Source organism: Synechococcus sp. CBW1002, assembly GCF_015840915.1.
Classification (GTDB): Bacteria; Cyanobacteriota; Cyanobacteriia; order PCC-6307; family Cyanobiaceae; genus CBW1002.
Genome location: NZ_CP060398.1, coordinates 3836649 through 3854122, shown reverse-complemented (window position 1 = coordinate 3854122; position 17474 = coordinate 3836649). Strand labels below are relative to the sequence as shown.

15 protein-coding genes are annotated in these 17474 nt (G+C 68.1%); 8 read left to right on the top strand and 7 right to left on the bottom strand.

Annotation, left to right across the window (positions count from 1 at the left end; genetic code table 11):
* Positions 1–82 precede the first annotated feature (82 nt).
* Positions 83–1240: a trypsin-like peptidase domain-containing protein gene (locus H8F24_RS18900; RefSeq protein WP_197156577.1), complete on the top strand. Its 1158-nt coding sequence runs from the start codon at positions 83–85 to the stop codon at positions 1238–1240.
* 35 nt (positions 1241–1275) lie between these two features.
* On the opposite strand, the gene H8F24_RS18895 is transcribed toward H8F24_RS18900, so the two are convergent.
* Complete coding sequence (locus H8F24_RS18895; RefSeq protein ID WP_197156575.1) at positions 1276–1752, bottom strand: GNAT family N-acetyltransferase; 477 nt, start codon at positions 1750–1752, stop codon at positions 1276–1278.
* Positions 1753–1885: 133 nt separating this feature from the next.
* Here H8F24_RS18895 and H8F24_RS18890 point away from each other — a divergent pair, with 133 nt between their 5' ends.
* Positions 1886–2650, top strand: a complete 765-nt coding sequence (locus H8F24_RS18890) for an alpha/beta fold hydrolase (RefSeq protein WP_370594775.1) — start codon at positions 1886–1888, stop codon at positions 2648–2650.
* A 10-nt stretch (positions 2651–2660) separates the two neighbouring features.
* Here H8F24_RS18890 and H8F24_RS18885 read toward each other — a convergent pair whose 3' ends face one another.
* Complete coding sequence (locus tag H8F24_RS18885) at positions 2661–4460, bottom strand: ABC transporter ATP-binding protein (RefSeq protein ID WP_197156574.1); 1800 nt, start codon at positions 4458–4460, stop codon at positions 2661–2663.
* Entirely contained in the window at positions 4460–5137 is a 678-nt protein-coding gene (hisG, locus tag H8F24_RS18880; protein WP_197170504.1) for an ATP phosphoribosyltransferase, read from the bottom strand. The genes H8F24_RS18885 and hisG overlap by 1 nt, the downstream gene beginning before the upstream one ends.
* 89 nt (positions 5138–5226) lie before the next feature.
* Here hisG and gloB point away from each other — a divergent pair, with 89 nt between their 5' ends.
* Positions 5227–6024 carry a hydroxyacylglutathione hydrolase gene (gene gloB / locus H8F24_RS18875; protein ID WP_197170503.1) on the top strand — a complete coding sequence of 266 codons (798 nt, stop codon included), beginning with the start codon at positions 5227–5229 and terminating at the stop codon, positions 6022–6024.
* Between the two features lie 19 nt (positions 6025–6043).
* Here the strand turns inward: gloB and H8F24_RS18870 are convergent, their stop codons facing one another.
* On the bottom strand, positions 6044–7144 hold the full coding sequence (locus tag H8F24_RS18870; RefSeq protein ID WP_231598340.1) for an ABC transporter ATP-binding protein: 1101 nt from the start codon (positions 7142–7144) through the stop codon (positions 6044–6046).
* 86 nt (positions 7145–7230) lie between these two features.
* Here H8F24_RS18870 and H8F24_RS18865 point away from each other — a divergent pair, with 86 nt between their 5' ends.
* On the top strand, positions 7231–7647 hold the full coding sequence (locus tag H8F24_RS18865) for a Rid family detoxifying hydrolase (protein ID WP_197156571.1): 417 nt from the start codon (positions 7231–7233) through the stop codon (positions 7645–7647).
* Between the two features lie 61 nt (positions 7648–7708).
* On the opposite strand, the gene H8F24_RS18860 is transcribed toward H8F24_RS18865, so the two are convergent.
* On the bottom strand, positions 7709–9322 hold the full coding sequence (locus tag H8F24_RS18860; protein ID WP_197156570.1) for a bifunctional aminoglycoside phosphotransferase/ATP-binding protein: 1614 nt from the start codon (positions 9320–9322) through the stop codon (positions 7709–7711).
* Between the two features lie 119 nt (positions 9323–9441).
* On the opposite strand from H8F24_RS18860, the gene pyrC reads away from it, so the two are divergent.
* The 4 genes from pyrC to H8F24_RS18840 all read left to right on the top strand — a co-directional run bounded on the left by pyrC (position 9442) and on the right by H8F24_RS18840 (position 15753).
* On the top strand, positions 9442–10524 hold the full coding sequence (pyrC, locus tag H8F24_RS18855) for a dihydroorotase (protein ID WP_197156569.1): 1083 nt from the start codon (positions 9442–9444) through the stop codon (positions 10522–10524).
* Positions 10525–10620: 96 nt separating this feature from the next.
* Positions 10621–12117 carry a bifunctional orotidine-5'-phosphate decarboxylase/orotate phosphoribosyltransferase gene (locus H8F24_RS18850; RefSeq protein WP_197170502.1) on the top strand — a complete coding sequence of 499 codons (1497 nt, stop codon included), beginning with the start codon at positions 10621–10623 and terminating at the stop codon, positions 12115–12117.
* Positions 12118–12250: 133 nt separating this feature from the next.
* Complete coding sequence (locus tag H8F24_RS18845; protein ID WP_197156567.1) at positions 12251–12487, top strand: DUF3136 domain-containing protein; 237 nt, start codon at positions 12251–12253, stop codon at positions 12485–12487.
* 134 nt (positions 12488–12621) lie between these two features.
* On the top strand, positions 12622–15753 hold the full coding sequence (locus tag H8F24_RS18840; RefSeq protein WP_197170501.1) for an efflux RND transporter permease subunit: 3132 nt from the start codon (positions 12622–12624) through the stop codon (positions 15751–15753).
* On the opposite strand, the gene H8F24_RS18835 is transcribed toward H8F24_RS18840, so the two are convergent.
* Positions 15742–16452, bottom strand: coding sequence for an SDR family NAD(P)-dependent oxidoreductase (locus H8F24_RS18835; RefSeq protein WP_231597979.1), 711 nt, complete (start codon positions 16450–16452; stop codon positions 15742–15744). The genes H8F24_RS18840 and H8F24_RS18835 overlap by 12 nt on opposite strands.
* Entirely contained in the window at positions 16449–17345 is an 897-nt protein-coding gene (locus tag H8F24_RS18830) for a cation diffusion facilitator family transporter (protein ID WP_231597978.1), read from the bottom strand. The genes H8F24_RS18835 and H8F24_RS18830 overlap by 4 nt, the downstream gene beginning before the upstream one ends.
* Positions 17346–17474: the final 129 nt, after the last annotated feature.

Genomic DNA, 17474 nt, shown 5'->3' with positions numbered 1-17474 from the left:
CGTTGCGTCACCTCGCGGGTGCTGAATATACGCAGCTCCTGGGGGGCGGTCGGTCTTAAATGAATCGTTCAGGCCGCGCGTGATGCTCCCTCGCCGTACCCCCTTCGCCTTGCGGCACCTGCCGCTCCTGGCCCTGCCCGCCAGCCTTTTGGTGGTTCTGGGGGGCTGCCAGGGCAATTTCCTGCCCAACATCCGGATGCCCGGCGCCAAACCCGCGCCGCCGGAGCCAAGGATCAGTGATGCCGCACCGGCGACCTCGCTGCAGCCCGGCCGCAACGTCATTGTCGACGCGGTGGACAAGGTGGGTCCATCGGTGGTGCGGATCGACACCACCAAGCAGGTGATCAATCCCCTGGGCGGGCTGTTCGGACGGGGTCCCTCGATCCAGCAGCAGCAGGGGCAGGGCTCGGGGTTCATCACCCGCTCCGATGGGGTGCTGCTCACCAATGCCCATGTGGTCGAGGGGGCCGCCGAGGTGAGCGTCACCCTGCCGGATGGCCGCAGCTTCAATGGCAAGGTGCTGGGCAGTGATCCGCTCACCGACGTGGCGGTGGTGAAGGTGGTGGCCTCCAAGCTGCCGGTGGCCCCCCTGGGGGATTCCGCCAAGGTGCGGCCAGGGGAGTGGGCCATCGCCATCGGCAACCCCCTCGGCCTCGACAACACCGTGACCGCCGGGATCATCAGCGCCATCCAGCGCACCAACGCCGTGGGGGAGGGTCAGCGGGTGCCCTACATCCAGACCGATGCGGCGGTGAATCCGGGCAACAGCGGTGGACCGCTGATCAACGACCGCGGTCAGGTGATCGGGATCAACACCGCCATCCGGCAGGCGCCGGGGGCGGGCCTGAGTTTCGCGATCCCGATCAATGTGGCGCGCCAGATCGCCGCCCAGATCCTGGAACGGGGCTACGCCAGCCATCCCTACATCGGGGTACGTCTGCAGGCGCTCACGCCCCAGCTGGCGCGGGAGATCAATGCCACCACGAACCAGTGCCGCCTGCCTGAAGTGAACGCCGTGGTGGTGGTGGACGTGATTGACGGCAGTCCCGCCGCCGCCGCTGGCCTCAAGCCCTGCGATCTGATCGAACGGGTGGGTGAGAAGGCCATGAAGAACCCCTCGGATGTGCAGCTGGCGGTGGATCAGGGCCGTGTCGGCCAGCCCCTGGCTCTGCGGGTGCGGCGAGGGGATCGCTCCCTCGATCTCACCATCCGGCCGGCCGAACTGCCCCGCAAGAGCTGATCCGGGGCAACGTCTGGAGTCGCCTCAGCCCCGGATCAGGGGGAGTACCAGAAGGCACAGCGGCGGCTCAGGGGCTCCAGCTCCCAGCCCTGGCTCTGATAAAAGCCCACCACGCCGGGGTCAGCGAACAGGCTGACCCGCTCCACCCCCATGGCCTGGAGCTGATCGATCACGTAGACCATCAGCTGTTTGCCCAGGCCTGCTCCCTGGTAGAGCGGATGCACGGCCACGTCCCAGACCGTGGCCTCGATCACGCCGTCGCCGGTGCAGCGTGCGAAACCGACCAGGCGCGGAACGCGGGGATCATGGCGCCAGAGACTGACCCGCAGCAGGCTGTGCTGCAGGGCCTTGCGCACCCGTCGCAGGGGCCGGCGGTTCCAGCCCACCGCATCACAGAGCTGCTCCAGTTCGATCAGATCGATCGGCCGCTCCTGACTCAGCACCAGGTGCACCTGTGGATTGGGGGTGGGGCAGAGACGATGGGTCGCGCCGTAGAGCTCTTCCAGCAGCACCCTGAGCTAAGCAATCGGACGATCCTGCCCCATCCCCGCGCCTGATGGGGGCTCCTGCGCGAGGGTGGGGCGAGTTGCGGCCGTTGGCACCCTGAGCCTCCCTCCTGTCGCCCGTACGGCCCCACCGCTGCTGGTGGCGGTTCATGGCTGGCTGCTCTCGGGCCGGCTCTGGCAGCCCCTGGTTGAGGAACTGGGACGGTCCTGGGAACTCTGGTGCCCCGATCTGCCGGGTTTCGGGCACGCCGTGCGGCCCCGCGGTCTGCAGCCCAGCCTGGCCAGCTATGGCCGCTGGCTCGCGGATGCCGCCACGGAACGGGCCGCCGGCCGGCAGGTGGTGCTGATCGGCCACTCCCTGGGGGGCAGCGTCGCCCTCCATGCCGCCCCGTGGCTCGGGGCCAGGCTGGCTGGTCTGGTGCAGATTGCCGCAGGGGGTGGGGTCTATCAGCCGCGCCCCTTTGCCCTCGTGCGCCGCGCCGGCTGCGCGTTTGTGACCCTCCGCCCCCGTTGGCTGGGGCGGCTGCCCGGCACCGCCTCGATTGCGGCGCCACTGCTGGCGGATGCGCGGGCGGCCCGTGGCCTGCTGGCCTGCAGCACCAGCCGTGCGGCGGTGCGGCAACTGCCGGCGCTGACCGCCGAGCTGGTGGTTCCCAGCCTCTGGATCAGCGGCAGCAACGACGGCGTGATGGCACCGCGCTATGTGCGCCATTTAGCTGGATACACCCGCCATCACCGGTTTGAGGAGATGACGGGGGCGGGCCATCTGCCGATGCGGCAGCGGCCGGTTGAGCTGGCGGCTCTGATCCGCAGCTGGTTGGAGGAGGAAGGAATCGGCTTCGCAACCCCTGAGCTGGCCAGCGATCCGATCGCCCCAAGCCCCGAGCCTGTGGGGCGCCACTGAAGGCCGAAGCTCAGAGCCTGGCCAGCCCTTTCTCCTGGAGGTCGGCCAGCTGGGCGTAGAGGCCACCGGCTTCCCGAAGATCGCGGTGGTTGCCCTGCTCGATCAGCCGGCCCTTGCGCAGCACCAGGATGCGATCGGCTGCCTCGACCGTGGCCAGGCGGTGGGCGATCACAATGGCCGTGCGCTCCTGCAACAGCGATTCCAGGTCCCGCTGCAGGGTGGCCTCGGTGGAGGGGTCGAGGAAGGCGGTGGCTTCATCCATCACCAGCACGGACGGATCGCGAATCGCCACCCGAGCCACCGCCAGCAGCTGGCGCTCGCCCGAGGAGAGATTGGCGCCCCGCTCGCGCAGCTCGGTCTGGAGACCATCCGGCAGGCGACGCAGCAGCGGATCGAGACCCAGGTCGTGGCAGAGCTGTTTGAGTCGGGCGTTGTCGATGGCAGCATCGAGCCGGAGATTGTCGGCCACGTTGCCGCTGAACAGGAAGGTGTCCTGCAGCACGACCCCAAGCCGCTGGCGCAAGGTGGGGATGGGCAGCTGACGGATGTCGATGCCGTCGAGCAGGATGCGGCCTCGCTGGGGCTCATAGAGGCGGCAGAGCAGGCGAATCACGGTCGACTTGCCGGAGCCGGTGGGTCCCACAAGGGCCACATGCTCACCGGGGGCGATCCGGAAGCTGAGATCCTCGAGGATCGGGTCGTCGCTGCGGTAGGCGAAGGAGACGTTCTCGAATACGACCTCGCCGGCACTGGCCCGCAGGGCGCCGCTCCGGATGGCGGCGGCACTGCGTTGCTCCTCCGGGAGGTCGCCGATCTCGATCGGTTGCTCCAGCAACTCACCGATCCGCTCAACGGCCGTGAGGCCACCCTGAATCTGGGTGAAGCGCTCGGCCAGCTGGCGCAGGGGATCGAACAGCCGCTGAGAGAACAGGATGAAGGTGGTGAGCACCCCCAGGCCCATGCTGCCGCTGGTCACCATCCAGCCCCCCAGCGCCAGCACCACCGCCACGGCGGAGAGGGCCACCCATTCGATGAAGGCGGAGATCGAGCTGTCGAACAGGATCGTGCCGGTCACGGCCTTGCGGTAGGCGTCGGTGGTGCGGGCGAAGCGGGCGCTGTTGTAGGCCTCGCGGCGGAACATCTGCACCACCTCCAGCCCCTGCATGTTTTCCTGCAGATCGGCGTTGAGCTGGCCCAGCTCCTCCCGCACCCGGTAGTTGGCCGTGCGGTAGCGGCCCTGCAGCCAGAGGATGCCCAGGGTTACGGGCACCTGGCTGAGCAGCAGCAGCAGGCCGAGGCGCCATTCGATCGAGATCATCGTGATCGCGATCACCAGCAGCGTCACCAGATCGGCCAGCACCCCGAAGGCACCGCTGCCGAACACCTCCGCCAGGGCATCGACGTCGCTGGTCAGCCGGGTCAGCAGCTTGCCCACCGGCGTTCTGTCGTGGAACCGCAGCGACAGGGCCAGGGCGTGACGGAAGAGATCGTCACGGATGCGGGCCGTGAGCCGCTGGCCGATCGCCTGCACGTTGTAGCTCTGGGCGCTCTGCAGGGAGAGCCGCACCGCCACCGCCGCCAGCAGCAGCAGCACGAGCCACCGCAGGGCAGCGGGGACCGGCTGGCCCTGCAGCCAGGCCATGGTTGGTTCGCCCCGCAGAACGGCGATCGCCTGGCCCACCAGCAGAGGTTGCACGGCGGCCGACAGGGCCAGGGGGATCAGCAGCAGCAGGGTGAGCAGCAGTCGGCGCCGATCCCGGCCCAGGTAGGGAATCAGACGAAGCAGACGCTGGCGATCGAGGCTGGCCATCAGCCGGCCTGCGCCAGGGCCGGCTGCGGCGACCGGCTGGCGGGTTGTCCCACGCTGGCGATCCGGTCGATCAGGGTCTGGAGCTCGCCGCCATCAAGCCGCAGGGCGAGGGGATGGCCGATCAGACGGGCGGTGCTGTGGAACAGATCTTCGATCGCCACCAGACCGTTGTCCTGCAGGGTGCGGCCGGTGGCCACCAGATCGACGATCGCCTCGGAGATTCCGGTGATCGGCCCCAGCTCCACCGATCCGGTGAGGTGGATCACCTCCACCGGCAGATCCAGGGCTGCGAAGAAGTCTTCCGCGCACCGGGTGAACTTGCTGGCGATGCGGCAGTGGGCCGGCAGATCCGCCGCCCGGGTGTAGCCGCTCGCGGCTTTGACCGCCACTGCCATGCGGCAGCCGCCGAAGCCGAGATCCACCAGCTGGGCCACCGGCAGTTGGTGCTCGCGCAGCACGTCGTACCCCACCACACCCAGCTGGGCCTGGCCGTAGGCCACATACACCGGCACATCGCCATTGCGCACCAACAGGGCGCGGGCGCGGCAACAGCTGCTCGCCACCATCAGCTGGCGGTTGTCGGGATCGAGCAACGACGAAAAATCGAGACCGGCCGCTGCGAAGCGCCGCACCGAATGCTTGAGCAGAGCTCCTTTGGCCAGGGCGACGGTGATCATGGCGGGCTCGGCGGGGGGCGCGCAGCCAGCGCTGCGGCGCAGATCATGCAGCGGTGATCATGGGACCGAGCCGCAGCCGGACTTTAACGATGGGACCGACCACGCCGGGACTGGAGACCCCACCGCGCCTTCCAGCGCCTGCTCTGGAGGTTTCGCTGCTGCCGGTGCTGCAGGACAACTACGTGTTTCTGCTGCGCCGTGGCAACGAGGCGGTGGTGGTGGATCCGGCCGTGGCCGAGCCGGTGATTGCCGCCCTGGAGGGCCAGGGGCTGGAGCTGGTGGCGGTGCTCCAGACCCACCATCACAGCGATCACATCGGAGGCACACCGGCGTTGCTGCGGCGCTGGCCGCAGGCGGCCGTGATTGCTTCCGCCGCGGATCGGTCCCGGATTCCCTTCCAGACCCGCGGCGTGCGCGGTGGCGACCGCTTCGAGCTGCTGGGAACAACGGTTCAGGTGCTGGAGGTTCCCGGTCACACCCGCTGCCATCTCGCCTTTCACCTGCCGAAGGAAGAGCAGGGCGATCCGGTCGGCGGCCACCTGTTCTGCGGTGACACCCTGTTTGCCGGCGGCTGCGGGCGACTGTTCGAGGGCACACCAGCCCAGATGCATGCCTCCCTCCAGAGCCTGGCGGCCCTGCCTGCCGCCACCCGGGTCTGGTGCGCCCACGAATACACCGAAGACAACCTGCGCTGGGCCGCGGCCGAGCAGCCCGGCGATGCGGCGATCGCCGCCCGGCTCGCCCAGGTGCAGAACGACCGCCGCCACGGGATCCCCACCATTCCCAGCACGATCGCGCTGGAGCGGGCCACCAACCTGATGGTTCGGGCCACCACGGCCGAGCAGCTGGGCGAGCGCCGCGGCCGCAAGGATCACTGGCGCGGCTGAGGGGGCTGGCAGGCGCTGCTCAGAGCGCCACCAGTGCCTGCCGCTCCGGGAACAACAGGGCCGCTTCACCGCGGCGCAGGCGCAGGCGGCAGCGTTGCCCGCGGGGATGTTCCTGCTCCAGGGGCAGCCGCAGCCGCAGCTGCACCGCCGCCGCACCCGAGCCCTGCTGCACCTGATACAGCCAGTCGCGGCCCAGGAACTCGCGGCCCATCACCCAGGCGTCACCCTCCCCATCGGCTTCGAGGCTGATCGCCTCCGGGCTGATCAGGGCTTCGAGCACCTCGCCCTGGGAGGGCTGGAGATGCTGGCCGTCGAGGGGAGCCAGCCGGCCCAGGGCCGTGTCGAGATGGTCGCCCTGCCGCCGGGCCGGCACCAGGTTGCCCTGCAGCACAAAGCGGCCCACGAAGGGTGTGGCAGGCCGCTGCACCAGATCCCGCGGGCTGGCGCACTGATCGAGGTTGCCGTTGCGCAGCACCGCCACCCGATCACAGATCGCCAGGGCCTCTTCCGGGTCGTGGGTCACGATCAGGCCACTGGCGCCGCAGCGGCTGAGCACCGCCGGCAGTTCGCTGCGCAGCCGCAGGCGCACCTCCACGTCCAGGTTGGAGAAGGGTTCGTCCAGCAGCACCACTGAGGGCCCTGGCGCCAGGGCACGGGCCAGGGCCAGGCGCTGGCGCTGGCCTCCCGAGAGCTCGTGGGGATACCGCTCCTCCAGCCCCTTGAGCCCGAGCAGTTCCAGCAGCCAGGCCGCTCGGCTGCTGTCCTGGCCGCGCCGCAAGCCGAAGCAGGCATTACGCCAGGCATCGAGATGGGGGAACAGGGCATAGTCCTGGAACACCATGCCGACGCCACGGCGCTCCGGTTCCAGCCAGCGGTTCGGCCCCGCCACCACCCGGCCGTCGATCGCCACGCTGCCGCGGCTGGGGTGCTCGAAGCCGGCGATCAGCCGCAGCAGGGTGGTCTTGCCGCAGCCGGAGGGGCCCAGCAGGCCCACCAGCTCACCCTGGGCCAGGCTGAGATCGATGCCTCGCAGGGTCCAGGCTTCGGGGTCGGTGCCGGGATAGCGGTGCCAGAGCCCCTCGATCCGCACGTGCTGGCGCCGCGGCAGATCGGGAGGCATCAGGGAGTCGAGGTCGCTGGCGATGGGGCCGGGGCCGGGAAGGGCCATAGTCTCAGCCGTCATCTTCTCCCAACGGTCCCCGGGCCATGAGCGCGTCCTCCCCCAGTGGTGCCCCGCAGCTGGAAGCCGTGATCACCAGCGACGCACCGGCCCCGGTGGGTCCCTACAACCAGGCTGTGAAGGCGGGCGGTGTGCTCTATTGCTCCGGCCAGATCGCCCTCGATCCGGCCACCGGCGCCATGGTGGGTGACGGCGACGTGGAAGCCGAGACCCGGCAGGTGCTGGCCAACCTGCAGGCGGTGCTGGCCGCCGCCGGCTGCACGCCCCAGCAGGTGGTGCGCACCACGGTCTTCCTGGTGGATCTGGGGGATTTCGCCCGCGTCAACGCCCTCTACGCCGAGGTGTTCGGCGCCGGCATCTCCCCGGCGCGGGCCTGCGTGCAAGTTGCGGCCCTGCCCAAGGACGCGCGGGTGGAGATCGATTGCATCGCGGTGCTGGCCTGAACTGGGCTGGCCTGAGGCGTGATGCCCGCCGGCGTGATGTCCGGAGGCGCTGCCGGTCGCTTCAGACCCTGAGGCGTTGCCTCAAGGCGGCGGTGGTGCATTCCGGGTCGGCCGTTGCATCGACCTGCACAGCCTGGGACCTCTCCCCGGAATCCAGCGGTTCGAGCGTGTGCCACTGCTGCCGTACCACCGCCGCGTCGGCGTCGGAGGGATCGTCCCCCCGGCGGCCTCGCTCGGCGATCCGTTGCAGCACCAGCTCGGCAGGGGCGCTGAACTCCAGGATCACCAGGGGCACGCCCCAGCGCCGCGCCCGCTCCGCCCAGGCCTGCCGCTGACGTCGCCGCAGGAAGGTGGCATCCACGATCGGTGTGAACCCACCAGCCAGCACCGCTTCGGCCAGCTGTGGCAGGCGCTGCTCGAACAGCAGGTCAGACATGGCGGCTCCGTACAGGGGGCCGCTGGCCTGGGGGTGCCGCTGGCGGGGCTCTCCCCACAGGCCCGCCAGCCGCTTGCGTTCCACGTCGGAACGGATGCGGATCGCCCCCAGCCGTTCGCAGACCTGCAGGCTGTGGTGGGATTTGCCGGATCCCGACACCCCGTGGGTGAGCACCAGTGCCTGCGGAGTCGGCCGCATCAATCCCTCCGCCAACGCCAGATAGCGCTCCACGCTGGCCGCTGTGGACGGGTCTCCAAGGGGGGGCAGGCCCTGCTGCGTGGCGCGCAGCACCGCCACCTTGGCCCGCACCAGGGCGCGGTAGGCCTCATACCAGCGCCAGAGCCGCAGGCCTTCGTAGTCGCCGCTGCTCTCCAGCCAGCGGTTGAGCAGCCGCCAGCCCAGGCCCGCATGGCCGCTCTGGTGCAGATCCATCACCAGGAAGGCCAGATCGCTGATCACGTCGATCCAACGCAGGGCAGGGTTGAACTCGAGGGCGTCGAACACGGTGATCCGCCCGCCCAGCAGGGCCATGTTGCCGAGGTGCAGATCGCCGTGGCCTTCACGGATCCGCTCCGCCTGGCGGCGGGCGGGCAGCAGCGGCGCCAGGGCGGCCAGGGTGGTGCGGCTCCAGTCCTGCAGGGGCCGCAATCGGGGGATCAGGACCTCCACCGCCATCAGCGCCGCGATGTTGGCGTCCGCCGGCGCCACCACCGCCTCGAAGCTGCCGTAGGGGCCTGACGGAGCGGCGATGGCGGCCCGGGCCTGAAAGCAGGCCAGATCGTGGGCCAGCCGATCGATCATCCCGCCATTGATGGCACCCCGTTTCAGGGCGGCCGGCAGCAGGTCGTCCTGATCGAACTGGCGCATCCGCACGGCCACATCGATCATCGCGTCGAGCTCGTCTTCGAGGGGAGCGTCGCTTGGCCCCATCAGGGCCTCGGGCGGGCCGAAGCGGGCCTGCCCCACCGGGCCGAGAATCGGCACCACGTCCAGGTAGAGATCGGGCGCGAGCCGTTGGTTGAGCCGAAGCTCCTCGGCGCAGAACTGGCGGCGGAGCTCCAGGGTGGAGAAATCGACGAAGCCGAAGCTCACCGGTTTCTTGACCTTGTAGGCGTACGGCCCGCTGAGCAGCACCCAGGAGATGTGGGTCTCCAGCAGGACGATCCGGCCCACGGGATGGTCGTAGGCCGCTGGGCGCCGCAGGGCCGTGATCAGGGCGTTCGCCTCCCGGTAGGTCACCTTGCCGGTGCCGCTGGCTCCAATGTGGCGGCCCGGGGGTGTTTCAGCCGCCTGGATCGGGCAGGGCGGTGGCCGCTGCCTAGGGTCAATCCTGGCTTGTCCCTGTTCTGCCGTTGCCCATGGCTGTCGAGCGCCTCACGATCCGTCAGCCCGACGACTGGCATGTGCATCTGCGCGACGGCGCCATGTTGCAGGCCGTGGTGTCCGACACGGCGCGGCAGTTCGCCCGGGCGATCGTGATGCCCAACCTGCGGCCGCCGATCACCACGGTGGCGGCGGCCCGGGCCTACCGCGAACGCATCCAGGCGGCCCTTCCGGATGGATGCACGTTCACGCCGCTGCTCACCGCCTACCTCACCGACACGATCGATCCGGCAGAGATTGCGGCCGGCTTCGCCGACGGTGTGTTCACGGCCTGCAAGCTCTATCCGGCCCACGCCACCACGAATTCGGCGGCGGGAGTCACCGATCCCGCGGCGATCGCGCCGGTGCTGGAGACCATGGAGCGGATCGGCATGCCCCTGCTGATCCATGGCGAGGTCACCGAGGCCTCGATCGACATCTTTGATCGCGAGGCGGTCTTCATCGAGCGCCATCTGCAGCCGCTGTTGCAGCGCCATCCCGCTCTGAAGGTGGTGCTGGAACACATCACCACCGCGGATGCGGTGGATTTCGTGCGCGGGACGCCCGCCAATCTGGCGGCCACGATCACACCGCACCATCTGCACATCAACCGCAACGCCATGTTCAGCGGTGGCCTGCGGCCGGATTTCTACTGCCTGCCGGTGGCCAAACGGGAGCTCCATCGCCTCGCCCTGCGGGCCGCGGCCGTCTCCGGTGACCCCCGCTTTTTCCTGGGAACCGATTCGGCGCCCCACGGTCGCGCCGCCAAGGAAACGTCCTGCGGCTGCGCCGGCATCTTCAACGCACCCTGGGCCCTGGAGAGCTACGCCCAGGTGTTTGATCAGGAGAAGGCGCTCGATCGGTTCGAGGCCTTTGCCTCGGTGTTCGGTCCCCGCTTCTACGGCCTACCCCTCAACGAGGGCACGATCACTCTGGAGCGGGTGCCCCAGCCGATTCCGGCGCAGCTCCACCGCAATGACGCGGCGGGCCGGGCGATCGAGCTGGTGCCCTTCCATGCCGGCGAGACCCTGCCGTGGCGTCTGGCGACCCCTCTGGCCCACGCGATTGCCGCTGGATGATCCGGGCCATCCAGGTGCGGATCAATAAGTCCTGTGTCACGCAGGTGTCTGCTGCAGAGCGGCCGGCTTAGCACCCATCCATGCCGCCCCCCGCGCGTGGGCTTTTTCGTTTCCCTCACCGAAGCCATCGCCGAGAACCAGTCGCTGCTGGTGACCGGGCTGGACCCCAACCCGGAGATGTTGCAGAACTGGGTGCAGCGCCGTGGCATGGCGGGCCGCTCCTTCCTCAGTCAGGCCCGCTACTGGATCAAGGAGGTGGTCGAGGCCACCTCCACCCATGTCTGCGCCTACAAGCCCAGCCTCGGCTTCTACCAGGCGCTCGGTCCGATCGGCCTGGAGCTGCTGCGCGAGGTGCGTGAGCTCGTGCCGCTCAGCATCCCCTTGATCATCGACGCCAAGCACGGCGATCTCAACACCTCCTCGGCCCTGGCGCATTACCTGTTCCGCGATCTGGGGGCCGACGCCGTGACCCTCTCCCCCCTGGCCGGTCAGGACATCGCCGCCCCGTTTCTGCTGCATCCCTCCCGGGCGGTGGTGGTGACCTGCCACAGCTCCAACGCCGCCGCGCGGGTGCTGCAGCACTATCCCGACGAGACCAATCCGCTCTATCTGCGCATCGTGCGCGAGTGCCAACTCTGGGCGACGCCGGAGCAGTTGCTGCTGGAGGTGGGCACCAGTGATCCGGAGATCCTGGCGCGGGTGCGCCAGGAGGCGCCGGAGCGGTTTCTGATCCTGCGCAGCCTCTGGGGGGAGGAGGAGCGCCTGGAGGCACTGCTGCAGGCCGGCCTCACCGCCGCGGCCGATGGCCTGCTGCTGCCGCTGCCCCAGAACCTGCTGGTGGAAGACGACATCGGCCCGCGGGCCGAGCAGCTCAAGCTCCGCATCGAGGAACAGCGGTTGCGTTGCCTTGAAGCCCGACCGATCGGCGGTGATGGCTCCTGCCAGCTGTGGTTACCGCAGCCCGAGGCGGCCGTGGATCCGATGGAGGAGTTGATCGTGGATCTCTTTGATATCGGTTGCCTGCTGTTCGGTGAGTACGTGCAGGCTTCGGGGGCCGTGTTCAATTACTACATCGACCTGCGTCAGATCATCTCTGATCCCAATCTCTTTCACCGGGTTCTGCATGCCTATGCCGAGGTCATCGAGGGGCTGCCGTTTGATCGCATCGCCGGCATTCCCTATGGATCTCTGCCCACGGCCACTGGGTTGTCGCTGCAGCTGCACAAACCACTGATTTATCCCCGCAAGGAAGTGAAGGCCCACGGAGCTCGCCGCTTGATCGAGGGGGATTTCGATCCCGGTGATCGTGTGCTGGTGGTCGACGACATTCTGATCACCGGCCGTAGTGTGCTGGAAGGCATCGGCAAGCTTGAAAGTTCGGGTCTGATCGTTGACGACGTTGTCGTGTTCATCGACCACGGCGGTGTCGCCGATTCCAGCGCCCGCGAGCGGCTTGATGCGGCTGGAGTCCGTTGCCATGCCGTGCTGGACATCGATCGCATCACCGCGGCCCTGCGGGCTGTGGGCCGCATCGGTGAGACCGAGCTGGCGGTGCTCGAGCACAGGACGCCAGTCACGGCCTCGGTGCCCTGATGGGAGGGCGCCCTCGTGTGTTGCGATTGTCCCGTGGCCTCGGTAGCGACTGTTGCCGAAGCGCCCCGGTGCCACGATCAACCCGTAGGGTGGTCGATGACCGCACTCAACCCTCTGGGTTGCACGGAGGCCTATGACCAGCGTCAAGCCCCTCACAGGAGTGTCTCAGACTCTCACCATCGGGGAGCTGGAAGCCAATTATTCCCTCTATTGCAAGGCCATGCGCCTGCTGCTCAAGGAGGGCAAGGCGATTGAAATGATCAAACGCACCGTCTGCTGGAGTCGCCTCGAGCAATTGCATACCTGTCTGCCCAGCCGCTACAAGTCGCCCGATTACCTCTATGTCGTTCTGAAGCGCGACATCGGCTGAGTTTCCGCATCCCAACCTCCCCGCCCTCGCGCTGAACGGCCCTTTCCAGCAGGATCTCAGCGTCAACAGCCACTCCTCCGTTAGGCGGTCGCTGCTGACTCTTCCTTGAGTTTCCCTCCTGAGCTGCTGCCGTCTTGAAGTCGGTCTCCGATCCCTTCCTGCGCCGCCCGGTGCTCACCCTGGTCTGCAGCCTGTTGGTGCTGCTGATCGGCTTCGTCAGCCTGGCGGGCCTGCCGGTTGAAAATCTGCCTCCGATCGCGCCGGGTCGGGTGTCCGTGAGGGCCAGTTATCCCGGTGCGGGCCCCGAGGTGGTGGAACAGGGGGTCACCAGCCTGCTGGAGAAGCAGCTCAACGGCCTGGAGCGACTCGATGCGATCCGCTCGGTGAGTTCCTCCAACGGCAGCCTGATCACTCTCTCGTTCGAGGGTGGTGATCCGGAGATCAACCAGATCAACACTCAGAATGAAGCCACGGTGGTGGCGCGGCAGTTGCCGGCCCAGGTGGTGCGTCTTGGCGTTCAGGTGCGCCGCAGCTCCGATGATCTGCTGATGGTGCTGAGCTTCAGTGCCGACCGCAGCCAGTACGACGACGCGTTTCTGAGTGGCTGGGTGGAGCAGACGGTGCGCGACCGCCTGCATCGGGTGAACGGCGTGGGGGAGGTGGCCCTGTTCGGTGGCAGCTCCCTGGCCTTCCGGCTCTGGCTCGACCCTGCGGCCCTGGAGGAGCGCAACCTCACGATCAAGGACATCAGCGACGCTCTCGAAGACCAGAACGTGCTCGCCACGCTGGGTCAGGTCGGAGAAGCACCATCGCCCGCCGATCAGCTTGTCACCCTGCCTCTGCGCATGGAGGGCCGGCTGCGCAGTGTCGCCGAGTTGGAGCAACTGGTGGTGGCACGCAGTGGCAACGGCGGCATCACCCAGTTGCGCGAGGTGGGGCGGGTGGAGCTTGGCAGTGAGTCGTACGACACGATCGCCACCAACCTGGCCGGCGATGCCGTGGTGGCGATCGGGGTGTTTCAGCGCGACGGCAGCAATGCCATGGAGGTGAGTCGAGCGGTGAATGCCGCTCTCGATGAATTGCGGCCGCGCTTTCCTCCCGGGGTGGAGCTGCAGCTGATCGTGGATGAAGCCGACAACGTGCGGGCCAGCATCGACCAGACGGTGGTCAGCCTGCGGGATGCCGTGCTGCTGGTCTTCCTGGTGCTGATGCTCGGCCTGGGCAACAGCCGCCTGGCTCTGATCACTGCCGCAGCGGTGCCGGTGGCCCTGGTGGGATCCCTCAGCGTGCTGCTGGCAACCGGCACCTCGATCAATACCCTCAGCCTGTTCGGCATGGTGCTGGCCACCGGCCTGGTGGTGGACGACGCCATTGTGGTGAGTGAGGACATCGGCCGACGGCTCGAGAACGGCACCCCGCCGATGCAGGCGGCCCGCGAAGCCATGCACGAACTGGGTGGGGCCGTAATCGCCACCTCGCTCGTGCTGGTGGTGGTGTTCCTGCCGATCCTCACCCTGTCGGGAAGCCTGGGTCGCCTCTATGCCCCGATCGCCATTGCGATCAGCGCGGCGATCGTGTTCTCCACCTTCAACGCCCTCACCTTCACCCCAGTGGCCGCCAGCCGGCTGCTTCACGCCGAGCGGCGTGAGCCCGCCTGGCTGGCCCGCTGGATCACCCCTCCCCAGCGCTGGCTCGAGGCGCTGGAAGCTCCCTACGGCCGCTGGCTGGATCGGGTCATGGCCAGTCCCCGGGCGGTGCTGGCCGTTCTGCTGGTTGGTCTGCTCTGCACCGGGTGGGCCCTGCAGCAGCGGCCTACGGCCTTCATCCCCCAGGAAGATGGCGGCCAGTTGCGTGCTGCGGTGGTGCTGCCCGATGGCGCCGCCCTGCCCCAGACCCAGCAGGTGATGGAGCAGGTGCGTCAGGTGATCGCCGCGGAACCGCTGGTGGCCAGCGGGAATTTCTATGCCGGTCGCTCCTTCGGAGACAGCAGTCCGAACAAGGGCAGTGTGTTCCTGCGGCTGCGACCGATCGAGGAGCGGCGCTCCGCGGATCAGAGCAGCGCCGCCGTGGTGAAACGTCTTAATGCAGCTCTGCGCGGACAGGTGCGCAACGGTCTGGTGCAACTCAGCGAGGCCCCCACGGTGCGGGGGTTCAGCAGCGAGGGCGGCCTGGAGCTGGAACTGCTCGATACCAGTGGCGGGCAGCTGAGCCTGAGCGATTTCCAGCGGCAGGCTGAGGCCTTCATTGCCGAAGCTCAGGCCAGTGGGCTGTTCGAGAGGGTGTCGACCCGGTTCACCGCCGATTCGCCCCGCTTGCTGCTGGTGCCCGACCGGCTGCAGATGGCGTCGTTGGGGGTGAAGTTGTCCGATGTGGTGGACACGCTCGGTGCCAGCTTCGGCAGTGAATACGTCAACGACAGCTTCGAGAGCGACGAGGTGCGCCGGGTGATTGTGCAGCTCGATGGTCGTCATCGCCGCGATCAGACCGATGTGCTCTCCCTGCGCGTGCGCAACCGCGACGGACGGCTTATCCCCCTGGCCCAGCTGGTGAGGGTCGAACAGGACACCGGACCCACCACGATCAACCACAGCCGTCTGGCGCGTGCCATCTCGATTCGCGCCCTGCCCAAGGCGGGGGTGAGCACGGGCCAGGCGATGGCAGAACTGGAGAGGCTGGGCAAGAGCCAGGGCAACAGCACCGATCTCGAATGGGCTGGACTGGCACGGGAGGAGCGCAAGGCAGGCGGAGGAAATCTGCGGGTGTTCGCCCTGGGGGTGGTGGTGATGGTGCTGGTGTTAGCCGGCCTGTACGAGAACTTCGCCGACCCGTTCATCATCCTGATCACCGTGCCTCTGGCTTTGCTGGGGGCGGTGCTGGGCCTGGCCCTGCGAGGCCTGCCGCTGGATGTCTATGGCCAGATGGGCCTGCTGGTGCTGGTCAGCCTGGCCGCGAAGAACGGCATTCTTATCGTGGAGTTCGCCAACCAACGGCTGGCTGAAGGAATGGACCTGCAGGCGGCGATCCACGGCGCCGCCCTGGCAAGGGTGCGACCGATCCTGCTCACGGCGATCTCCTCGCTGGCAGGATTTCTGCCGTTGCTGTTTGCCAGTGGTGCCGGCTCAGCCAGTCGCATCAGCATTGGCACCGTGGTGTTCTTTGGCCTGCTGGTGGCCACAGTGCTGACCCTGTTCGTGGTGCCGGTGATCTACCGACTGGTGAAGGGCTGGGAGCGCCGCCGTCTGCAGCCCCGCAGTTCAGCTCTCTAGCTGGCAGCTCACCGCGTAATCGAACGGCACTGCAGCCGGGGGCAGATCAAGCAGGTGGGCGACTGTGGCGGCAAGACTCTCCGGCTGGGTCATCGCGTCGGGCGTGAGCGTCTTGACGCCTGCCGCCATCTCGGTGTTCACCCAGCTTGGGCAGAGGGCAGTGACCCGGATTCCGGCGTCCCAGCCTTCGTTGCGCATTGCCTGACAGAGGCCCAGCAGGGCGAACTTGCTGGCGCCGTAGGCAGCGAGGTTGCCCTTGATCCGCTTGCCGCTCATCGACACCAGCACGATCAGCCTGCCATCGCCACCGGCGACCAGATGGGGCCAGGCCGCTCGACTCAGCCACCAGGGTCCCATCAGGTTCACCTCAAGGGTGTGGGCGATCTCGCGCTCCTCGCCGCTGGCGAAGCCCACCCCCACTCGCGAGAAGATACCAGCGCAGTGGACTACCGCATCAAGGCCGCCGAAGTGTTCCACACTCGATGTGACCCAGGCCTGGGCGGCGCCGGGGTCGGTGGCCTCGTAGGGGTGGATCATCAGGGTCTCGTTGCTGCCTCGGGTGCCAAAGACGGTCTTCATCGCGTCGGGGCTGCGCACACCCAGGCTGAGCCGATGACCGCCGGCATGCAGCCGCTTGGCCACGGCCAGGCCGATGCCCCGGCTGGCTCCACTGATCAGAATCGTGCGGGTGCGATTCACGCTGGCGTCTCGCCGGGCTTCACCCATTCCAGTTCCAGAGTGGAGTGATCGATGCCCAGCTCGGCCAGTCGCTCACGGGCCTGTGCCAGCAGCGCGGTATCGCTGACGCCGTTGTTGCGGCACCGCAGATGGGCGGTAAGGGCGGTGCGCGAGGTGCTCATTGCCCAGATGTGCACATGGTGAGCTTTCTCCACGCCTGGCAGCTGCTGCAGGGTCTGGCGCACCAGGTCCAGCTCAATCGGTCGCGGTACGCCATCGAGGTTCACCAGCACCGCCTCCCGCGTCAGCCCCCAGCCGCTCCAGGCCACGGCCAGGCCAACACCGACCGCGGTGAGTGGATCGATCCAATCCCAGCCGGTGCAGCTCACCAGCACAGCGCTGACCAGCACCGCCGCCGATACCGCCGCATCCGTGAGCAGATGCACCACCGCGGCCTTGCGGTTGAGATTCCGGCCGTGGTCGTGGCCGAACAGGCGTGCCGAGAACAGGTTCACCAGGATTCCCGCTGTTGCAGCCCAGATGACCGGCGTGCTGCTGATCGGCTGGGGATCCCGGAGCCGTTGCAGCCCCTCGACGATCACCACGGCGGCGGCCATCAGGATCAGCGTCGCATTGACCAAGGCAGCCAGCTGGGTGCTGCGTCCGAAGCCGTAGGTGAAGCGGCCGCTGGCCGGGCGGTCGCTGAGGTGCTCCGCTCCCCAGGCCAGCAGCAGGCCAGCCACATCGCCGAGATTGTGGATCGCATCGGAGATCAGGGCGAGCGATCCGAAGCCGACACCGATCGCGATCTGCAGGCCGGAAAGGACGCTGTTCAGCAGCACGCTCCAGCGGAATGCCGATCCCCTGGCGCCGGATATCCCTGGATCGTGGCTGTGGTTGGACATCACGGCCATTCGCTCAGGACTTGCGGTCGGGGGTGTCGCTTGGCCGCAGGACCAGCACCACCGACCCCGCCACGATCAGCAGGATGAGCCCCAAGCCGGCCAGCACCGGCAGCAGAACGTCGTTGTCCATGTCATGCA